15 protein-coding genes are annotated in these 17,808 nt (G+C 45.8%); 6 read left to right on the top strand and 9 right to left on the bottom strand.

Annotated features, from left to right (window positions below):
- Positions 1 to 65 precede the first annotated feature (65 nt).
- The 5 genes from AC0L6N_RS19475 to AC0L6N_RS19455 form a co-directional block, all read right to left on the bottom strand.
- Complete coding sequence (locus AC0L6N_RS19475) at positions 66 to 635, bottom strand: hypothetical protein (protein ID WP_473477015.1); 570 nt, start codon at positions 633 to 635, stop codon at positions 66 to 68.
- A gap of 211 nt (positions 636 to 846) precedes the next feature.
- On the bottom strand, positions 847 to 3,021 hold the full coding sequence (locus tag AC0L6N_RS19470) for a glutamine synthetase III family protein (protein WP_473477012.1): 2,175 nt from the start codon (positions 3,019 to 3,021) through the stop codon (positions 847 to 849).
- Positions 3,022 to 3,488: 467 nt separating this feature from the next.
- Positions 3,489 to 3,920 (bottom strand): 3TM-type holin, encoded by a 432-nt coding sequence (locus AC0L6N_RS19465; RefSeq protein ID WP_006995027.1) that lies wholly within the window; start codon positions 3,918 to 3,920, stop codon positions 3,489 to 3,491.
- Positions 3,921 to 3,967: 47 nt separating this feature from the next.
- Positions 3,968 to 5,362 carry an N-acetylmuramidase domain-containing protein gene (locus AC0L6N_RS19460; protein ID WP_473477010.1) on the bottom strand — a complete coding sequence of 465 codons (1,395 nt, stop codon included), beginning with the start codon at positions 5,360 to 5,362 and terminating at the stop codon, positions 3,968 to 3,970.
- 257 nt (positions 5,363 to 5,619) lie between these two features.
- Positions 5,620 to 6,507 (bottom strand): LysR family transcriptional regulator, encoded by an 888-nt coding sequence (locus tag AC0L6N_RS19455; protein ID WP_473477009.1) that lies wholly within the window; start codon positions 6,505 to 6,507, stop codon positions 5,620 to 5,622.
- Positions 6,508 to 6,629: 122 nt separating this feature from the next.
- Here AC0L6N_RS19455 and nhaA point away from each other — a divergent pair, with 122 nt between their 5' ends.
- The 5 genes from nhaA to AC0L6N_RS19430 all read left to right on the top strand — a co-directional run bounded on the left by nhaA (position 6,630) and on the right by AC0L6N_RS19430 (position 11,864).
- Positions 6,630 to 7,835 (top strand): Na+/H+ antiporter NhaA, encoded by a 1,206-nt coding sequence (nhaA, locus tag AC0L6N_RS19450; protein WP_011576886.1) that lies wholly within the window; start codon positions 6,630 to 6,632, stop codon positions 7,833 to 7,835.
- Between the two features lie 113 nt (positions 7,836 to 7,948).
- Positions 7,949 to 8,458: a hypothetical protein gene (locus tag AC0L6N_RS19445; RefSeq protein WP_473477008.1), complete on the top strand. Its 510-nt coding sequence runs from the start codon at positions 7,949 to 7,951 to the stop codon at positions 8,456 to 8,458.
- Between the two features lie 287 nt (positions 8,459 to 8,745).
- Positions 8,746 to 9,120 (top strand): PA2779 family protein, encoded by a 375-nt coding sequence (locus AC0L6N_RS19440; protein ID WP_041714147.1) that lies wholly within the window; start codon positions 8,746 to 8,748, stop codon positions 9,118 to 9,120.
- A 27-nt stretch (positions 9,121 to 9,147) separates the two neighbouring features.
- A complete protein-coding gene (locus tag AC0L6N_RS19435; protein ID WP_473477007.1) occupies positions 9,148 to 10,191 on the top strand; it encodes a PA2778 family cysteine peptidase in 1,044 nt (347 codons plus the stop codon).
- A 539-nt stretch (positions 10,192 to 10,730) separates the two neighbouring features.
- On the top strand, positions 10,731 to 11,864 hold the full coding sequence (locus tag AC0L6N_RS19430; protein WP_473477006.1) for a serine hydrolase domain-containing protein: 1,134 nt from the start codon (positions 10,731 to 10,733) through the stop codon (positions 11,862 to 11,864).
- A 116-nt stretch (positions 11,865 to 11,980) separates the two neighbouring features.
- On the opposite strand, the gene hslU is transcribed toward AC0L6N_RS19430, so the two are convergent.
- The 4 genes from hslU to priA all read right to left on the bottom strand — a co-directional run bounded on the left by hslU (position 11,981) and on the right by priA (position 16,961).
- Complete coding sequence (gene hslU, locus AC0L6N_RS19425) at positions 11,981 to 13,312, bottom strand: HslU--HslV peptidase ATPase subunit (protein ID WP_011576881.1); 1,332 nt, start codon at positions 13,310 to 13,312, stop codon at positions 11,981 to 11,983.
- Between the two features lie 78 nt (positions 13,313 to 13,390).
- The gene (gene hslV / locus AC0L6N_RS19420; protein ID WP_006990951.1) at positions 13,391 to 13,915 is read right to left on the bottom strand and encodes an ATP-dependent protease subunit HslV; all 525 of its coding nucleotides are present in this window, start codon (positions 13,913 to 13,915) and stop codon (positions 13,391 to 13,393) included.
- A 206-nt stretch (positions 13,916 to 14,121) separates the two neighbouring features.
- Positions 14,122 to 14,652: an SPOR domain-containing protein gene (locus AC0L6N_RS19415; RefSeq protein ID WP_011576880.1), complete on the bottom strand. Its 531-nt coding sequence runs from the start codon at positions 14,650 to 14,652 to the stop codon at positions 14,122 to 14,124.
- 131 nt (positions 14,653 to 14,783) lie between these two features.
- Positions 14,784 to 16,961, bottom strand: coding sequence for a primosomal protein N' (gene priA / locus AC0L6N_RS19410; protein ID WP_473477003.1), 2,178 nt, complete (start codon positions 16,959 to 16,961; stop codon positions 14,784 to 14,786).
- A 225-nt stretch (positions 16,962 to 17,186) separates the two neighbouring features.
- On the opposite strand from priA, the gene rpmE reads away from it, so the two are divergent.
- Positions 17,187 to 17,402 (top strand): 50S ribosomal protein L31, encoded by a 216-nt coding sequence (gene rpmE / locus AC0L6N_RS19405; RefSeq protein ID WP_011576878.1) that lies wholly within the window; start codon positions 17,187 to 17,189, stop codon positions 17,400 to 17,402.
- Positions 17,403 to 17,808: the final 406 nt, after the last annotated feature.

Here is a 17,808-nt window from a genome sequence, read left to right as displayed (position 1 = left end):
TTAAGCACTCACCGGCACTTAAACAGCATAAGAAAGTGACGCCTGTAAAAGGGCGAGAGAACGATTTAACTAAGGTAGGTAATGGCGGCAGTATACTGAGCGTTACTGTCTTTCCAGCCTGCAAGGCGACTGTGGCTATTTGACATATCAGCACGCAAATACCAAGGAACGGAAATGTGTGTGGTTAATGGCGCTAAAAAGTGTTTTAGGCCTAAAATTTCAGGTAAAAATTCGTATACCAATACAAAGCTTGGCTCGTTTTGAAACACGGACCCAAACGCGCTCGCAGCTTGACGCTCAAAAGGCGGTAAGCTGACATTGTGATTAAATCTAACTTGAAATGTCGGTTTCTTGCTCCCTGACAAACGATCTTCATCGGTATTGTCAGGCAGTTGGGGGGAGCTTGACCGTTTGGAAAACGATACGTCAGCTAATAGTGTCTGACCTAAGGTTGAGCTGTGCTGTAGCGCACTATCGTTTACGACAGAGTCACTGTCAGACATTGCCTGTGAATATACAACATCACTTACTAAATTTAGTGGAGAACTGATATTTGCTGTGGCGCAGGCAGGGCTTGCTATTGCTGCAAAAAGAGCAATACCCATGCTGAATATAAACGCGCGCCAAACCAACATAAAATTAAACATTTTCCATAAACAAAAGTCGCGACATGATAAAGGTGAGTAGCATAAAGACAAGTAATAAAGTGTGACAAAATACGTTGTCCTGCGGCGAACTTACGCGAGCAATAAAAAAGGAGCCTAGGCTCCTTTTTACTTATCTACTTGTTAGCTTACTTAGTCATTAGCATGTAAGTCGTCTCATTGAGCGCAACTTGGCGCAGGGTTACTTAATAAATAACATCTCTTGATACTTAGGCAGCGGCCATAAGTCATCAGCTACCATGCCTTCAAGTGTATCTGCGTGTTCACGTACTTTTAGCAACAATGGGCACAAGGTTTTCGCGCTAAAGGACATGTGTTCTTCCGTGCTCGCAAAATTATGCTCTGCTAGTGCTACTTTCAGCTCTTTTACCGCGCTCATCATGCCATTGGCCTGTTCTACCGCTTCGTTTAAGTCGGTGTTCTCTAGACTTAAACTCAGGCCTGATAAGGTTTGGCTGACATCCGCTAAGTGGGTTAGATGCTGAGTCACTGCAGGGTATATTTGCGTGGTGGCCATATCAATAACGAGTTTTGCTTCTACCTCAAGAGATAAAATATATTGCTCAGCGTACACTTCAAAGCGGCTAAATAACTCGTCTTGTGACAACACGCCTGTGTTAACAAATAAATCGATCACTTCTGGCGCTTTAAATTCAGGTAGGGCATCGGCACTGGTGGGTAGGTTTTTGAGGCAGCGAACTTCTACCGCTTCTTTATGCCATTCTTCACTGTAGCCGTCACCACCGAAAACCACATTACCGTGCATTTCCATTAGTTCTTTTAGCACCACAATAACCGCCGCAGTTTTATCTGTTCCGTTGGCAAGTGCAGCCTCAAGCCTTTCAGCTATCCAATCTAATGAATCGGCGAGCATGGTATTCATAGCGACCAGAGGCCCAGAAACTGACTGAGACGAGCCTACCGCGCGGAATTCAAAGCGGTTTCCGGTAAAGGCGAAAGGAGAGGTACGGTTACGGTCCCCTGGATCACGTTCAAACTTTAATATTTGCGACAAGCCTAGGTCCATCAAACCGCCTTTGGCTTTTTCAAGTAATTTACCGGCTTTGATGTCGTTGAATACGCTTTCTAATTGGTCGCCTAAATACACCGAAAGTATGGCTGGTGGTGCTTCGTTTGCACCTAAGCGATGGTCATTTGATGCCGAAGCAATAACCGCACGCAATAAACCGCCGTGTTTGTGCACACCGCGAATAACCGCGCCACAGAACAGCAAGAAGTTTAGGTTATCGTGTGGTGTGCTACCTGGGTCTAGCAAGTTGCCTTGGGTGGCGTTGCCTACTGACCAGTTTACGTGCTTACCAGAGCCATTGACGCCAGCGAAAGGCTTTTCATGTAACAGGCACAGGAAACCGTGCTCTTTAGCCGTGCTTTTCATCAATGTCATCATTAATTGTTGGTGATCAGCGGCCACGTTTGAGGATTCAAAGTAAGGTGCTATTTCAAATTGCCCGGGCGCCACTTCGTTATGATGAGTTTTAGCCGGTATACCTAAACGGTAAAGCTTGTCCTCAAAGGCTTGCATAAACACCTGAACACGGGCTGGAATAGCACCAAAGTAATGATCATCGAACTGCTGGCCTTTCGCAGGAGCTGCACCAAATAAACTGCGACCTGCAAGTAACAAATCTGGACGCAAGTTGGCAAAATGCTCATCCACAAGAAAGTATTCTTGCTCTGCACCACAGCTAGCGTTCAACGGCGCAATTGTTTCTTCGCCCATAAGGCTAAGTACTTTGCGGGCTGCTTTATCCATGGCGGCATTTGAGCGCAACAATGGGATCTTTTTATCCAGCGCTTCCCCAGTCCACGAAATAAATACGCTAGGGATCATCAACGTCGCGCCATTAGCAGTATGCATAATGTAAGCGGGGCTGGTGGGATCCCACGCGGTATAGCCACGTGCCGCATTGGTCATACGTAAACTACCATTAGGGAAAGATGAACCGTCAGGCTCCCCCTTAATCAACAGGCTGCCCGTAAACTCAGTTATGGCAGCACCTTCTGGATTAGTAATGATGAAGCCATCATGCTTTTCGGCCGTGATGTTGGTCATAGGGTAGAAGACATGCGAAAAGAACTTTGCCCCTTTGCTGATAGCCCATACTTTCATCGCTGAGGCAACTACATCCGCGGTAGCTGGATCGAGCGGCGCGCCAGTCGTGACGGTATTTTTAATCGCTTTAAATGCATTTTTCGACAGGGCTTCTTCCATTTTTGCTAGACCAAATACATCTGTCGCCCAAATATCTGTTAGCGGCTTAGTACCGGCGCACTCTTTTGGTGCTCTGTTAGTGATTTGCGTAATAGCGTTAAGGCGTGAAGCATGACCCGACATAGGTATTCCTTGTTGATAAGTAATGGGTTGTGAGCGCAGCGGCCGTGAGACCAGTATTATGCGTCTTCTGGATATAACTTGTGCTATACAATAACTGCGCCAAAAACTGCTGTTTTAACGAGCAAATTTGAAAATATCCAATATGTTAACGGAACTGCCTGTTTAGCAAGCAATTGAGCCTATCTAAAGCCTTTACCAGCGCACAGAAGGCAGGGCTTAGCGAGCAGGGCGAAGGGCAACTAAGTGTCATATCATCTTGGAATTCGCACCAAATTGGTGCTAAAAAAGAGAGCTTATCAATCTTTGCTTCTTATTGGTGCGAAAAGAGAGGGGGAATATGAGGTAAAGCCGAACAGGTGAAATGTGACAGTAAAGGACGCAATGCATCACTCATTAAGTGAAGAGCGAACATATCTTATACGCTCGACCCGCAGAATATAGCAGGGTCGCTCTCGTTAACGCATTCACTAACCCTTTGCCGATGAAGCTGCTTTGCCATCAGCAGGTCTGGCTTGTAAATATTGCTGGGTGATTTTCTCAGCTGAACGACCCGCAACATAACCACCTAAGCCTATTTGTAACAATGTCCAAGCCTCATCAGCCAAGGGGTTGGGTAACCAACCGAAACTGTCTAGTACCACTAGAGCTAAAAACGTGAGCATGGTGATAGGACGCCAGTTGCGCTGGATCCAAGATTGCCCAGTAGACTCCGCTGTGATGATCGCGGTCTTGCTTTGTAGTAATTGATTTTCATAGTCTATGACCTTGGCTAACAGTTCGTTTTCAACGGCTTTAATTTGGCTTTGTAACTGCAAGCGTTCTTCATCACTGGTATGTAGATCGTCAACTAGCTTTACGGCAGGTTCAAACAAATTACTGATAAATGAAAATACGTTCATGTTCTTGCTCCTCGGGTGTTTCCGTGGGGTGATTTGTGGTGCTTGAGTTATGCATTCGGGTGTAATTTTATAAATGCGTCGTTGTGGTTTTTTATCAGCCGGCCGTATAAGGCTTTTTGACCGCTCCCGTTGTATAAGGCTGCAAAGTTCTCGAAAGCATGGTCGCGTAAATGCTGATGCATAATGTGGTCAAAAAACTCAAATAAGCCGTGTATGTGCGCGGGTATGCCTTGGCAAAAGGCGTCGAACATCTCGACCACAGACTGATAACCAATGCGTTCATAATGGAAGCCCATTATTTGCGGTGCACCCATACTGATCGATAACATGGCGGCATTTTCATCTAAACTGCGTGCAAACTCGAATACCTGCCACTCTTTTGATTGCACACCATGAAAGTTCTGCCATGGATCACTCGGATTTGCTCGCCATTGATGCTTAGTCCAGACTTTTTTCGGATCATAAGAAAAGTGCTGACGATACTGCTGAGGGTGGTGCTTGCCCCAATACTTCCAAAATTTATGATTCTCAAACCGAATAATCAAACGGTCACTGTTGTTTTGCTCAAAACCTTTACCTCGGCTTTCTACGCACAAAACAGCGACCGCGCAGGCCACATCAATATCCTTTTCAGCACAGAGCGTTGTTAGCAGCGCACCCCAGCGATTCCAGGTAGCGGCCACAGCACGTTGCTCTTTGCTACCAGCCACCGTGAGAATAAGATTTGGGGTTAATTGTTCTGCCGGCTCTAGGGCTGTAGCAGCAGTAGGAAGCTCGTTATCGAGTAATTCGTCATGTGGATCCTGGTGATCACTTTGTTTTGCAGGCGTGCCATCGTCAGCTACCGGCGCGACTTGCAAATAGGTGCTGGCCACATACCCGCGATTGCCATTAAAGCGTATTTGCGACCAAGTTTGCTGATCTCCTTCCACCCAAACGAGGCTATTAGCAGCGAGTTGACCAAAAATGCTAGCTTGATGATGCGGAGCACTGCGCACGTTCAATGCACTGGCAGTGACACTCGCGTAATAGCCGTTATCGGCGTACACCAAATCGACGTGTTTTGCGAACGTGTAGGCTTGGTGCCCATTAAACTCAACTTCTAACCAATCGCCCACCACCGCTAAGGTTTTAATTGAAGCCCCAAGGGCAACGCTGGCTAGTACGGTTGCGCCTGCATGTGGTTCTTGGCGAATGTTTAGCAGTTGTGTATTTACTGTGCCCGTTAGGCGGGTTAAGTCGCGTACGGCTTGCAGATAGTGACCTGATACAAAGCCGAATGTGCCACCGAAACGAAATTGCACCCAACCATGCTGCATCGGGGTGGTTACCATCACCATACCCCGCGTGAGCTGTCCGACGATGGCGCTGGTGGTTGACGGCAAACTTCGCACGTTAAGTACGTCGGCGCTGACAGCATCTAGCATAAGGTGCTCACGCATGTCAGCATTGTTGAATGTGGTAAGTCGGATGGTGAAGTGGATATTCTGCGCTTAAAAGGGAACATGACGGTGCCTCCTGCATATCAATGACCTTCAATTAAATTGATAGCAGGTTTAGCCAGTTAAGCCAGTTTTTTTGTACAAAAAACATACAGAGTGTTCCTGTAGCATTTTTACGCTGTGCGCCCGATGACTAAATGGCAATACCTTTAAGACGCTGCTCTTTTATTAAGCTGTGCCCTCATTGAGCAATGCCTTTAACGAGCCGCGCCTTTAATGACTAACGGTGATAATAGAGGGTTGGTGACTTTTCGCTCCGGGGAAATCAGATACAAATGTTCCGTGATCATATCAGTGCGACCAATCACCCGTACCTTGTATTGTTTTTCTATATGATGCTCTACGGAAGTTGGTGCACAAAATACCCCGTAGCCGCGTTGAGCAAATAGTTTCATTAGTGCGCAGTCGTCAAATTCAGCTGCAATCTGTGGATTGATATTGTGTTTGGCAAACCAAGCAAGTATCGATAGCTTTTGGGCTGATTTATCGCCGGGTAATAAGAAGGGTTGGTTATCTAGACACTGGGGGAAGTCAACGAACTTCTCTGCTAGGACCTGAGCAACAAAAAAGCTTAACCCGCTGCGAGCAAGCAAGTGATTATATGCTTTAACATTGCTGGTATTGAGTAATGGTTGGTCAGATAAAATACCATCAATTTTACTCAGTGCCAGCTCTGCGGTAAGGCTATTTAGATCCCCTTCTTTACATACCAGGCGCACATTCGGATGGACTGTTAAGCTGCGTTGAAACATTTCGAATGCAAGAATTTTAGGCAACACATCGGTCACCCCTATGGACAACACGTGTTGTTGGTTTTGCTGTTGGTGTCTCACTGAAAGCAGTAACTCGTTACCCATACTAAAAATGTTTTTAGCAAAATTGTAGGTGAGTTGACCTTGGCTATTGAGCTGTAAGCGTTTCCCCACTCTGTCAAACAAGTCAAAACCGAAGTATGCCTCAAGGGTACGAATTTGTTCGCTGATGGTCTGTGGTGTGAGGTGCAGAACGCTGGCTGCTTTTATGATGCTGCCTTCGGTCGCCGTGACGTAAAAGTAATATAAGTGCTGGTAATTTAACTGATTCACGTTCTGAACTCACTTAATTGTTATCAGGAAAAACCTGATCGAAACGAAGATGAAAACGACTATAACTAACAGAGGCCTCTGCGTATATTAATTAAGATTATCTTCGTTTGAGGGGTGGAATTATGCAGTCTTATCTCGGCAAATTAATTCAACATGAAGCAGCCGGTGGCGTGTTACTGGTGATAGCTGCAGCCATTGCCATGGTCCTTGCCAACTCACCTGCATATGATTTTTACAACGGGCTGCTAGAAATTCCGGTCAGTATTCGTTTTGGAGCCTTTGAAATCGCCAAGCCGCTGTTGCTATGGGTTAACGACGGTTTAATGGCGATATTCTTTTTTTTAGTCGGCCTAGAAGTAAAACGCGAAGTGCTAGGCGGGCAGTTATCATCTGTTTCACAAATAACCTTGCCTGCTGTTGCCGCAATAGCGGGAATTGTATTTCCTGCACTCATTTACGTTTGGTTCAACATTGACGATCCAGTCGCTGTAAACGGTTGGGCTATTCCATCTGCTACTGACATTGCGTTTGCTGTTGGTGTATTCACCATCTTTGGCAAGTTTCTGCCTTTGAGCTTAAAGCTGTTTTTACTTAGCGTCGCGATATTCGATGACATCGGGGCAATTGTTATTATTGCTTTGTTTTACTCACAAGATCTTTCAACCACATCGTTAATCGTGGCGTGCGCAGGCTTTGTAGCGCTATTTTTACTCAACAGATTTAACGTACGTCGCCAAGCTGCATATGTCTTGATAGGCGTAGTGGTGTGGGCTGCAGTGCTTAAATCTGGCGTTCATGCAACATTAGCCGGTTTCGCGCTGGCGTGGTTTATCCCTCTTAAACTTAAGAATGAAGATGGGCACCCGATGCTGCCGCACCTAGAGCATAAATTGCATCCGTGGGTAGGCTTTGTGGTGCTGCCTATTTTTGCCTTTGCAAACGCTGGGGTATCGCTGTTTGGTGCAAGCATATCTGATTTGCTAAACCCCATTACCTTAGGCATTGCGGTGGGGCTATTCGTCGGTAAGCAACTAGGGATATTTGGTGTGTGCTGGATAACGGTTAAGACAGGATTAGCCAAATTACCTGATGGGTCCACTTGGGTGCAATTATATGGCGTGAGTTTGCTGTGCGGTATTGGTTTTACCATGAGTTTGTTTATCGGCAGCTTAGCGTTTGAAGAGCAAGGTTTGGCTTATCAAACGAGTGTGAAAGCAGGGGTATTGCTAGGGTCGTTAGTCTCAGCTGTGCTGGGCGCTGTGTTGTTGGCCAGAAGTAATGCGAAATCAAAAGAGCGTGCTGAGCGAGAAGCTGCCAGAGACGCTTAATGACAGTGACCGGTAAGGTTATTTAAAGATTGCCAAATTAGGTCATTTAATAAGGTCGCTCAATAAGGTCACTCAATACAGTACCTAGGCAGTGCGATAATTAGGAGAACGTTATGTGTAAATTTGCGATATCTAACATATGCAGCATACGCGTATACAGTGCCGTATTCTTAACTTTGGCTTGTATGCTCATCCCTCATTCGCTTTTGGCTTCGACCGATAATACTAAGCTAGGCGTCTGGCAAAACTGCCAGAATCTGAAGCATCAGTCAGGCCAGCGCGAGTCTGAATTATCTCAAGTCGTTGACTCAACCTGTTATCAATTTATTAAGGGGTTTCTGCATGGTGCTGTACTGACAGACGCCCAAATTATGCGTGGCCTAGAGCGCGGAAACGATATGAATAGCTTTTCTAAGCGAGCGATTCGCACGAGACTGGGCAGCTCACGGGCTACTGATGCTGATACCTATTTAGCTGAATTTTGTTTGCCCAACGCAGATGTGGATCCTGAGGTAGTGATGGCTATAGTGGGGGCCTTACCCAACAAAATCGATGCGAGGAAAAGTGTCGCTGAGGAGATTTACCAAGCAATCAAAACGACCTATCCCTGCCAGCAACGTTAATTGCTGGCTGTAAGCTTACAGGTCGGCGGGTAGAGGGAGTTTAGCGGGCTGTGAACTTATTACATTCAGTTTGCAGCTTTTCCCTTTTTCGTTGGTTATTTGCGACAGGATACTTTTTCATCTTTACCTGTCTTCAATCTAATCATTTGATAAGTAACAATTAATTCTCTATTTTTAAAATTTTTTAGCGATGGCATAAGACTTGTAATGTGCTAGTTCAGTTTCACAAAGTGAGAGGTAAGTGCCACGTAACGCTTAACTCACTGCAAAATTACAAAGAGAACTTAATGACTAAAATTATCACACTAGTAACCGCCCTATTTTTGACCATATCGTTAGGAACCGCCTCAGCAGGTGTTTACAGCTCAAGCGATGTACTTAATCAAGCCCATTATCAATTCAATAAGCAGCAAGTGTTATCAATGGTTGATAGCAGCGAAGTACAAGCTCAACTCGAGGCGCTAGGTGTAAGCACAGCTGACGCAAAGAGTCGTATCAACCATATGACACAAAATGAATTAAACGCATTGAACGAGCAAATGAACAATATGCCAGCTGGTGGCATTGTAGGGGCTATTGTGACCGTTCTTGCCGTGGTTGCTTTACTCGATTTACTCGGCGTAACAGATGTGTACCCGTTTATTCGCCCCATCAACAGCTAGAGCTTATTTAACTCGAGATATACCTATATGTTTCATAACGTTAAGGTTGGCATTATTGTCAGCCTTTTATATATGTTGTGTGCTTGTCAAAACGCACCGCAAACAGAAAAGCTGTTTGCTGAGAAAAATGACTTTGCAGCGACGCATCTCATCGAAAATGTACCTTTTTACCCTCAACAAGCATTCTATTGCGGCCCAACGACATTGGCTGAGGTGTTCAATTATTACGGTGATGAAAGCACTCCCGATGAGATAGCGCCGAACCTATTTGTTCCTGAATTAGAAGGCAGCTTGCAGCTTGAAATGGTCTCGGCGAGTCGTCAACAGGGCTTACTCGCTTATGCTGAAAAAGGTAATTTACAGACTTTGTTGGGCTTAATTCGAGATGATGTGCCTGTAGTGGTGCTGCAAAACGTTTCTGTAGCACTGTTGCCTATGTGGCATTATGCATTAGTGATTGGTTACGACTTGAACACCAAAGAAGTGATTTTACATACAGGTGAAACTGAAAATCACCGACTGAATTTCACCACATTTGAGCGCACGTGGGCGCGCGCTGATTACTGGCTGTTAGCCGCTGTCCCGCCAGACAAAATGAGCTATCAATTTAGCTCCCTTAATTACACTCAAGCCGCGCAAGATTTACTTGCTACAGGTCAGAAAAAAGCAGGGCGAGAGGCGCTGCAAACTGCCATTAAGACTTGGCCTGAGAATTGGTTGAACTACTTTCTACTCGCCAATGATTACCTTGCTGACAGCCCAAAAAAAGCGGTGAATTGGTTTCAGCAAGGTTACCAGTACAGCCATGCAAAGAGAGATAATGCTAACGTTGGAAATAACGCCGAAAACCACTTCGAGATTAGTGAAAACCTTCCTTATCTAAACAACTACGCGTACGCGCTGGCTTCGTTAGGGTGCGCCCCTCAAGCGAACATATTAATTAGTCGGGCTTTGGCCTATGAACCAAACAACGCCAACTTGCTTGATACCCAAAAACAGATCCCCGAGTTAATCCAAAAAGGGCAAAATCATAACGAAAGCGCGGCAACTCAATGCCCGCTAATCCGCTGACCGCAACTGGCGACAACAGTAGAGCGCGAAGCCAAAGGTCGATTGCCCAAGCAATCGACCTTTCTCGTTTGTAGCCTAGCAACTTGATACGTATCAAAGCATCTGTCGAAAATTAACAAGACATATATAGACGCTCCCCTGACAAAATTAAGAAAATTATCAAGACACCGAAAATTATCAAGACACCCATAAATTATCAAGACACCCATAACAACTACGCGCTAGTTCATGTGCTCTTCACTTTATTTTTAAAGGCGCATGAGGAAGAAAACATGCATTTTTATCATGGGTGTCCATATAAAAGCGTTATTTTTGAAGGCGCATGAGGAAGAAAACATACATTTTTATCATGGGTGTCCATATAAAAGCGGGGGTTGTAAGCGAAATGGTCGCCGGGTTGATTGGTATAGCGATATTCAGATGAGGCTAATAATTAGGCATAAAAAAAGCTGATGTTACTTGTGTTTTTAACCGTGATAAAACAGAGCATTCGTATGGTTATTGCCCACTGGTAGTGACCGAATCAGTGGGAGAACATTATGTCGTTTGTTGAAGTACAAGGTAGTTGGGATCCAAAGTTTGAGCCGGTGGTTGCAGCCTTTAAAGCGAATTTTGATCCGCAAAGTGCTACGCCTGAGCAAGGTGCCGGATTTTCTTTGTTTCACCAAGGTAAACCGGTGGTTGATATCTATGCAGGCAGCTATACCCAATCAGGTGTTTCAGCGCCTTGGCAGCAAGACACGTTAGTTAATGTTTTCTCTACGACCAAGGGTGTTGCCACGTTATGTGTCGCGCATTTAGTCGAAAAAGGGCAGCTTCTGTACAGTGACCGTGTTGCTGAATATTGGCCTGAATTTGCAGCAAACGGTAAACAAGATATCACCGTAGCCCAGGTGTTATCACATCAAAGTGGTTTGAACGCCTTTGACCTGCCGATAACGGTTGGGGGCTTACTCGACTGGGATGATTGCTGCAAGCGTCTTGCCGCCCAAACGCCATTTTTCCCGCCGGGGTCAAGAACCTGTTATCAGGCTGTCACCTTTGGTTTTTTAGTGGGGGAAGTTGTTCGAAGAGTGTTAGGCGTTACGCTGGGGGAGTATCTTAATAAAGAGGTCTGTCAGCCAAATAATATCGACTTTCACATCGGCTTGCCTGAAAGCCAACACGCTAGAGTTGCGGATTTGCTGCCACCAACGCGTGCCCCTTATATGCCTAAGAACATGCCTGCTCATGCATTGAAGGGGATGACAAACCCATTATTGCGTGCCGATTTCATGCTTACCCCACAAGCGCGCCAAGCTGAGTTGCCTGCCATTAATGGTCATGGAACCGCTGCGTCAATTGCGAGTTTGTACGAACTTTATCGCCCTGAAAATGGTTTCCTTAGTTCATCTACGCTCGCCAAAACCACGGAGGTAAACAGCACAAGAACGGATGACTTACTTGGCTTGCCCGTCCACTGGGCCATGGGCTTAGTCGTCAATGCGTTAGCGAATACCTATGGCAAAGAACCGAGTACTTTTGGGCACAGTGGTTGGGGTGGGTCGTTTGGCTGTCATGATCCAGCCAACGGTTTATCTATCGGTTACGTGTGCAGTCAAATGAGCCCAGATTTAGTGGGTGATACGCGCAGTCAGAGTTTGATTGAACAAGCCTATGCGTGTTTAGGCTAAATTTATCTCTCAGAAATTAGACCTTAGGGCAACACAAATAAAAAGGGCGAATACAGTACACTGAATTCGCCCTTTAAGTTTTCTGTCGTTAAATTCCGTTTTTAATGGCGTTGGCCTTATAAAATGAAGCGACTTAAGTCTTCGTTTTCCACCAACATTTCTAGATGATCGTTCACGTACTTGGCATCAACCGTTAGCTGCTCGCCGCTTTTTTCTGATGCATCAAATGAAATCTCTTCCATCAGACGCTCCATCACAGTGTGTAAACGACGTGCGCCAATATTCTCAGTACGTTCATTAACTTGCCATGCAGCTTGAGCAATGCGCTCAATACCATCTTGAGTGAAATCAACGTCTACGCCTTCTGTCTTGAGCAAAGCGATGTACTGCTCAGTCAACGAAGCATTTGGCTCGGTCAAAATGCGAATGAAATCTCCAGCGGTTAAGGCTTCTAATTCAACGCGAATGGGTAAGCGACCTTGTAGCTCAGGGATCAAGTCTGATGGCTTAGCCATTTGGAATGCACCCGAAGCAATAAACAAGATGTGGTCGGTTTTAACCATGCCGTGTTTAGTCGACACGGTTGAGCCTTCAACTAATGGTAACAAGTCACGCTGTACGCCTTCACGGGATACATCACCGCCACTGTTAGAGCCTTCGCGCTTACATATTTTGTCTATCTCATCGATAAACACTATGCCGTTTTGCTCAAGAGATTCAATGGCGTTGGCTTTCAAGTCTTCTTGGTTGACTAGGCGCGCAGCCTCTTCTTCAATCAATAACTTGAAGGCTTCTTTGATCTTTAACTTTTTCTTTTTCTTTTGCGAGCCAGATAAGTTTTGGAACATGCCTTGAAGTTGATTGGTCATTTCTTCCATACCCGGAGGCGCCATAATTTCTACGCCGACTTGCGGCAAAGCAACATCGATTTCGATTTCCTTGTCGTCAAGTTGGCCCTCGCGTAATTTTTTACGGAAGGTTTGGCGCGTACCTTTATCTTCGTTCTGTTCTTTTTCGCCCCACTGATTTTCAGCTGGCGGTAATAACACGTCTAAAATACGCTCTTCAGCGGCTTCTTCAGCGCGGTATTTTACTTTTTTAGTTTCTTGCTCTTTGGCCATTTTCACGGCGATGTCAGCTAAATCACGAATGATCGTTTCAACTTCTTTGCCCACGTAGCCCACTTCGGTGAATTTAGTGGCTTCAACCTTGATAAAAGGCGCGTTAGCTAACTTGGCTAGGCGTCGAGCAATTTCAGTTTTACCCACACCGGTAGGGCCGATCATCAAGATGTTTTTCGGGGTGACTTCTTGGCGAAGATCACCACTTAACTGCATGCGGCGCCAGCGGTTACGCAGTGCAACTGAAACGGCGCGCTTAGCATTTTTCTGGCCAATGATGTGGCGGTCCAATTCGTGGACGATTTCTCTTGGGGTCATTTCTGACATACATTCAACCCTTATCTAATTTGGTCTTAAACAGCCGTTAAACGGCGTAATAGCAGCATTTTTTGCGCAAACACTGGGTTAATAATCGATTTTTTCTACGGTGTGATTATGGTTAGTAAACACACAGATATTGCCAGCTATGGTTAAGGCTTTTTCAGCGATCTCCTCGGCGGACAGTTCTGTGTTATCTAACAATGCACTCGCGGCAGCTTGGGCAAATGGGCCACCTGAACCAATGGCGATCAAGTCATTTTCAGGCTGAACAACGTCACCGTTGCCGGTGATGATAAAAGATGCGGTTTCGTCGGCTACCGCGAGCAGGGCCTCTAGCTTGCGTAACATACGGTCCGTTCGCCAATCTTTGGCCAGTTCGACCGCAGCTCGGGTTAAATTACCTTGATGTATTTCGAGTTTTGATTCGAAGCGCTCAAATAAGGTAAAGGCATCAGCGGTGCCACCGGCAAAGCCAGCAAGGACTTTGTTGTTATATAGGCGGCGCACTTTTTTAGCGTTGCCTTTCATTACGGTATTGCCAAGTGAAACTTGGCCATCGCCAGCGATAACAACTTGGTTACCACGACGTACAGATACGATTGTAGTCACAGGAATTCCTCAATGGTTTAACTGCAATGCTTCCTTAATAGGACGGTGCACTGCGACAATTGAGTTAGATGTGGGGAGGATTCATAAATTTTCAAGTAATAAGAAAGTGTCAAAACGTAAACGAGGTAAACACTGTAAATCAGAACAGCGCCGCATTATTACTGCGGCTATTTTCACAAAGGGGGGCAAGGGTGAGTCGGCGGGTATTACAAATTCCACAACCAAATTTTACAGCCATTGATTTTTGCGCGCTGTAAGGTGTGACGCTGTTTTTCAGCTAGGCGTTTGCTTTCGTAAGGGCCAATAATCACTCGATACCAACGACCAGAGCTGCCTTCGCTAGGGCGAACCTGAGCTTCAAAGCCTTGAAAGGCAATGCGTGCTTTCAACTCTTCTGCTTGGCCTTGTTTTCTAAATGAGCCACATTGCATCAAATAGCGCTTGTCTGAAGCGGCTTGCTCTTCAACTTCAACTTCAACGCTGTATTCGGGTAATGTTTTGATGAACTCCCATTCTTCTTTAGGAACTTCTGGTAGTGGGTCCACTTGTTTTGCTTGGGCATTGTCTTTTTTGTTGGCTGGATCTTCAGCCTTATCGTTGATTGACCATAAAAAATAACCAAAACCAAAAACGAGGGCCAAAGTAATAACGATACGCGCCCATGGTAACGGGCGCTTTTCAGGCTCTGGGGCCTTTTTTGGGTTGCGCCCGCGGGCAACATAATCTTTGTGAGCCATATTTACATCCGAATACTAAGGCTAGAAGAACCGCGGATTTTACCTTGCTCAGCCTAATCCTCAATCAGAATTTGGTTAATCTGTGAAATATTATTAACAAGATGAACCGCGTCACCTTGTCCAGGAGCTATTTACATAAAATCTTGCGGGTCTACATCCAGCGCCCAGCGTACTTTGCTGGCAAGAGGGAGTTGTTCAATATTGGGCATGGCTTGACTCAAGGCATGTTGCAAAGCGGCGCGATTACCACTGCTTAACACCAATTGCATACGAAACTTCCCTTGGCGCTTTTCCATTAATGCGGGCAAAGGGCCAATACACTGTACATGCTTGGAATAGCTAAACTGCATGGAAATATCCATAAGCAATTGATTCGCCAAGCGCGGGTCGCTTGATTGCGCTCTGAATAACGCTTGGTAAGTGTGTGGCGGTAGCATGGCTTGCTCACGTTCAAGTAAGGCATAGCGAGCGAAGTGCGAATAGCCATTGTTGAGCAAATCTTGCAACAAGGGGTGGCTTGGGTCATGTGTTTGCAACCACATTTCCCCGGGTTTTTCAGCACGCCCTGCGCGGCCAGCCAGCTGAGTCACTAGTTGGGCTAAATGCTCAGCTGCGCGATAATCGGCGCTAAACAAAGCGCCATCGACTTCGAGGATTACCACTAAGGTCACATTGGGAAAATGGTGACCCTTAGACAATATCTGCGTACCAATTAATATTTGATACTCGTTACGGTTAATTTTATCCAGCATATCGTTTAGGCGATTTTTACCTCTGGCACTGTCGCTGTCGATACGCACACTGGTGTATTGGGGGAAGAGTGTTTGTAAGCCTTGTTCGAGTTGCTCTGTGCCTAAACCCATAGCGCTGAGCTCGGTACTGTTGCAACTTTGGCAACGCTTAGGTATTGCTTTGGCGCTGCCGCAATGGTGGCACTGCAACTTATATAATTGTTTGTGCAGGGTGTAAGGCTTGTTGCAACCAGGGCATTCTTCTACATGGCCGCAGGTATGGCAGACAAGGGCAGGAGCATATCCTCGGCGGTTAATAAACAACATCACCTGACTTTCTTGGGCCAAATGTTGGCCAATCCGCTCGATGATGCCTTTCGCTAATCCAAATTCTAATGGCTGATTTCGAATATCCAGCACTTGTTGCTTAGGATGAGAGGCATTGCCTGCGCGCTCATTTAAAAGCAGGTGTTGGTATTTGCCATTTAGCGCATTATTCAACGATTCAAGCGCGGGCGTGGCTGAGCCTAGAATAAGCGGGATTTTTTCTTGCGCGGCGCGCATCACCGCTAAATCTCTTGCGTGGTAACGCAGACCATCTTGCTGTTTGTAAGATGAGTCATGCTCTTCATCAACAATCAGCATGCCTGGGTTTTTCATTGGCGTGAAAATAGCGGAGCGGGTGCCAATGATGATTGGTAGTTGCCCCGCCTGACTCTGCTGCCACACCAGTAAACGTTCATTGTCGGTTAAATTAGAATGTAATATGCCCACAAGTACATTAAAGCGTTTGGCAAAGCGCTCAACGGTTTGCGGCGTTAAGCCGATCTCTGGTACCAGAATAAGTACCTGTTTACCTTGGGTAAGCACGCTTTCTATTGCTTGCAGGTAAACCTCGGTCTTGCCGCTGCCGGTCACCCCTTCAATTAAAAAGCTCGCATATTCACCTATTTTTGCCGTGATTTGGCTAATGGCTATGGCTTGCTCAACATTCGGAAGTGGTTTTTCGCCAATATTTAAGTGGGCCAGCCATTGGGTATCAAGGGAAGGAATGCGCTCAACCTGCTCAATTAACGTCTTTTGCACTAGGGCCTTGACAGTGGTGCTAGCATATTGAGCAAGAATACTGGAATAGCTAGCTTCGCCCTGTTGTAACTGAGCAAGTAGTTGCTGTTGCTTGCGGGCCTTGCCTAAATTTTCAGGGGCGCTTTGTTGGCCTGCGTCGGTGGTACGTAAAAAGCTCACTGGCTTAGGTTGACTCGAACCGCCTTTACGTAAGGAAACAGGCATAGCGCTATGCAATACGTCGCCAAGAGGATGTTGGTAATACTGGCTGAGCCATTGGCATAGCTTAAGTTGTACTGAACTGAATATGGCTGTTTCGTCGAGTACATCAAGAATGGCTTTGAGTTTGTCGCTTTGCCATTGTGATTCTTCGGTGGTTTCAAGCACCACACCAATTAATTTGCGCGGCCCAAATGGCACACGTACCCGAATACCTGGTTCTAGCGCGCTACTATGTTGGTACTCAAAAAACTGGCGCTTAGGAACAGGAACGGCAACGCGGATAATGGGCATAACGGGCTAATCATCTTGTAAGTTGGTGGTGTTAAAGTGAATTGGCGGTTGAAGTTTGCTTATTTGACCATATATTCGCCAATAGAGCTTGATCAGGGCAAGGCGTTACATTAATATGCCCGGCTCTTTGCGGCAAGCCGCATTGATCGCATAAATCGAATTTAATTTTCGTATGGTGTTCAACTTCGGGTTGGATAGCGATACGGCCTTACTTAGGGGTAATCCATGAAAACAGGTATACATCCAGACTACCAAGACATGAAAGCAACTTGTTCATGTGGCAATGTTATCGTTGTTCGTTCAACTTTGAAGAAAGATCTTAACCTGGACGTATGTTCAGCGTGTCACCCTTTCTACACTGGTAAGCAACGTAACGTTGATACTGGCGGTCGTGTTGACAAGTTCAACAAACGTTTCAGCGCACTTAGCACTAAGAAGTAAGCGTAAAAACGTGACGAAAAAGGCGCTTCTAGCGCCTTTTTTTGTGCCCGCAATTTAACAACCTTATAACGTTCTCAGTCTTTGAGACAAATAGTATACCATTCCACGTTAAAAAGTGTTCACTCAGCGAGAGTGTAAAAGGGCTTAAACAAGGCGCATGACTGAATGAATAGTTATTCTCTTTCGAAGTCATGCAACGCAGTGTAAGCCCTTTTAAAACTCGCCTGAAAGGAATGCCCCAGCGGCTTTTGCTCTGCGTTCTCACTATTTGAAAGGGAACAACCATTACGGCATAGCGACGCCTTAATCAAAAACCGCTGGACGCATTCTGAGGCGGGCACTTGTTAATGCGGATTGGTATTACTCATAATTCACCACGGTTATTAGCCTTGGCTATCTTGCTTAA

The sequence above is a fragment of the Paraglaciecola sp. G1-13 genome, from assembly GCF_055809255.1.
Note: the sequence above shows the minus strand (reverse complement) of the source record. Positions and strands in the feature narration are given on the sequence as shown.

Bases quoted from the DNA above. Each gene is read 5' to 3' on its own strand.
- hslU (WP_011576881.1), bottom strand. From the start codon at position 13,312: ATGTCAGAAATGACCCCAAGAGAAATCGTCCACGAATTGGACCGCCAC.
- AC0L6N_RS19445 (WP_473477008.1), top strand. From the start codon at position 7,949: ATGTGTAAATTTGCGATATCTAACATATGCAGCATACGCGTATACAGT.
- AC0L6N_RS19460 (WP_473477010.1), bottom strand. From the start codon at position 5,362: ATGCGTGAGCACCTTATGCTAGATGCTGTCAGCGCCGACGTACTTAAC.
- AC0L6N_RS19470 (WP_473477012.1), bottom strand. From the start codon at position 3,021: ATGTCGGGTCATGCTTCACGCCTTAACGCTATTACGCAAATCACTAAC.
- AC0L6N_RS19435 (WP_473477007.1), top strand. From the start codon at position 9,148: ATGTTTCATAACGTTAAGGTTGGCATTATTGTCAGCCTTTTATATATG.
- AC0L6N_RS19415 (WP_011576880.1), bottom strand. From the start codon at position 14,652: ATGGCTCACAAAGATTATGTTGCCCGCGGGCGCAACCCAAAAAAGGCC.
- AC0L6N_RS19475 (WP_473477015.1), bottom strand. From the start codon at position 635: ATGTTGGTTTGGCGCGCGTTTATATTCAGCATGGGTATTGCTCTTTTT.
- AC0L6N_RS19430 (WP_473477006.1), top strand. From the start codon at position 10,731: ATGTCGTTTGTTGAAGTACAAGGTAGTTGGGATCCAAAGTTTGAGCCG.
- rpmE (WP_011576878.1), top strand. From the start codon at position 17,187: ATGAAAACAGGTATACATCCAGACTACCAAGACATGAAAGCAACTTGT.
- AC0L6N_RS19465 (WP_006995027.1), bottom strand. From the start codon at position 3,920: ATGAACGTATTTTCATTTATCAGTAATTTGTTTGAACCTGCCGTAAAG.
- AC0L6N_RS19440 (WP_041714147.1), top strand. From the start codon at position 8,746: ATGACTAAAATTATCACACTAGTAACCGCCCTATTTTTGACCATATCG.
- nhaA (WP_011576886.1), top strand. From the start codon at position 6,630: ATGCAGTCTTATCTCGGCAAATTAATTCAACATGAAGCAGCCGGTGGC.
- priA (WP_473477003.1), bottom strand. From the start codon at position 16,961: ATGCCCATTATCCGCGTTGCCGTTCCTGTTCCTAAGCGCCAGTTTTTT.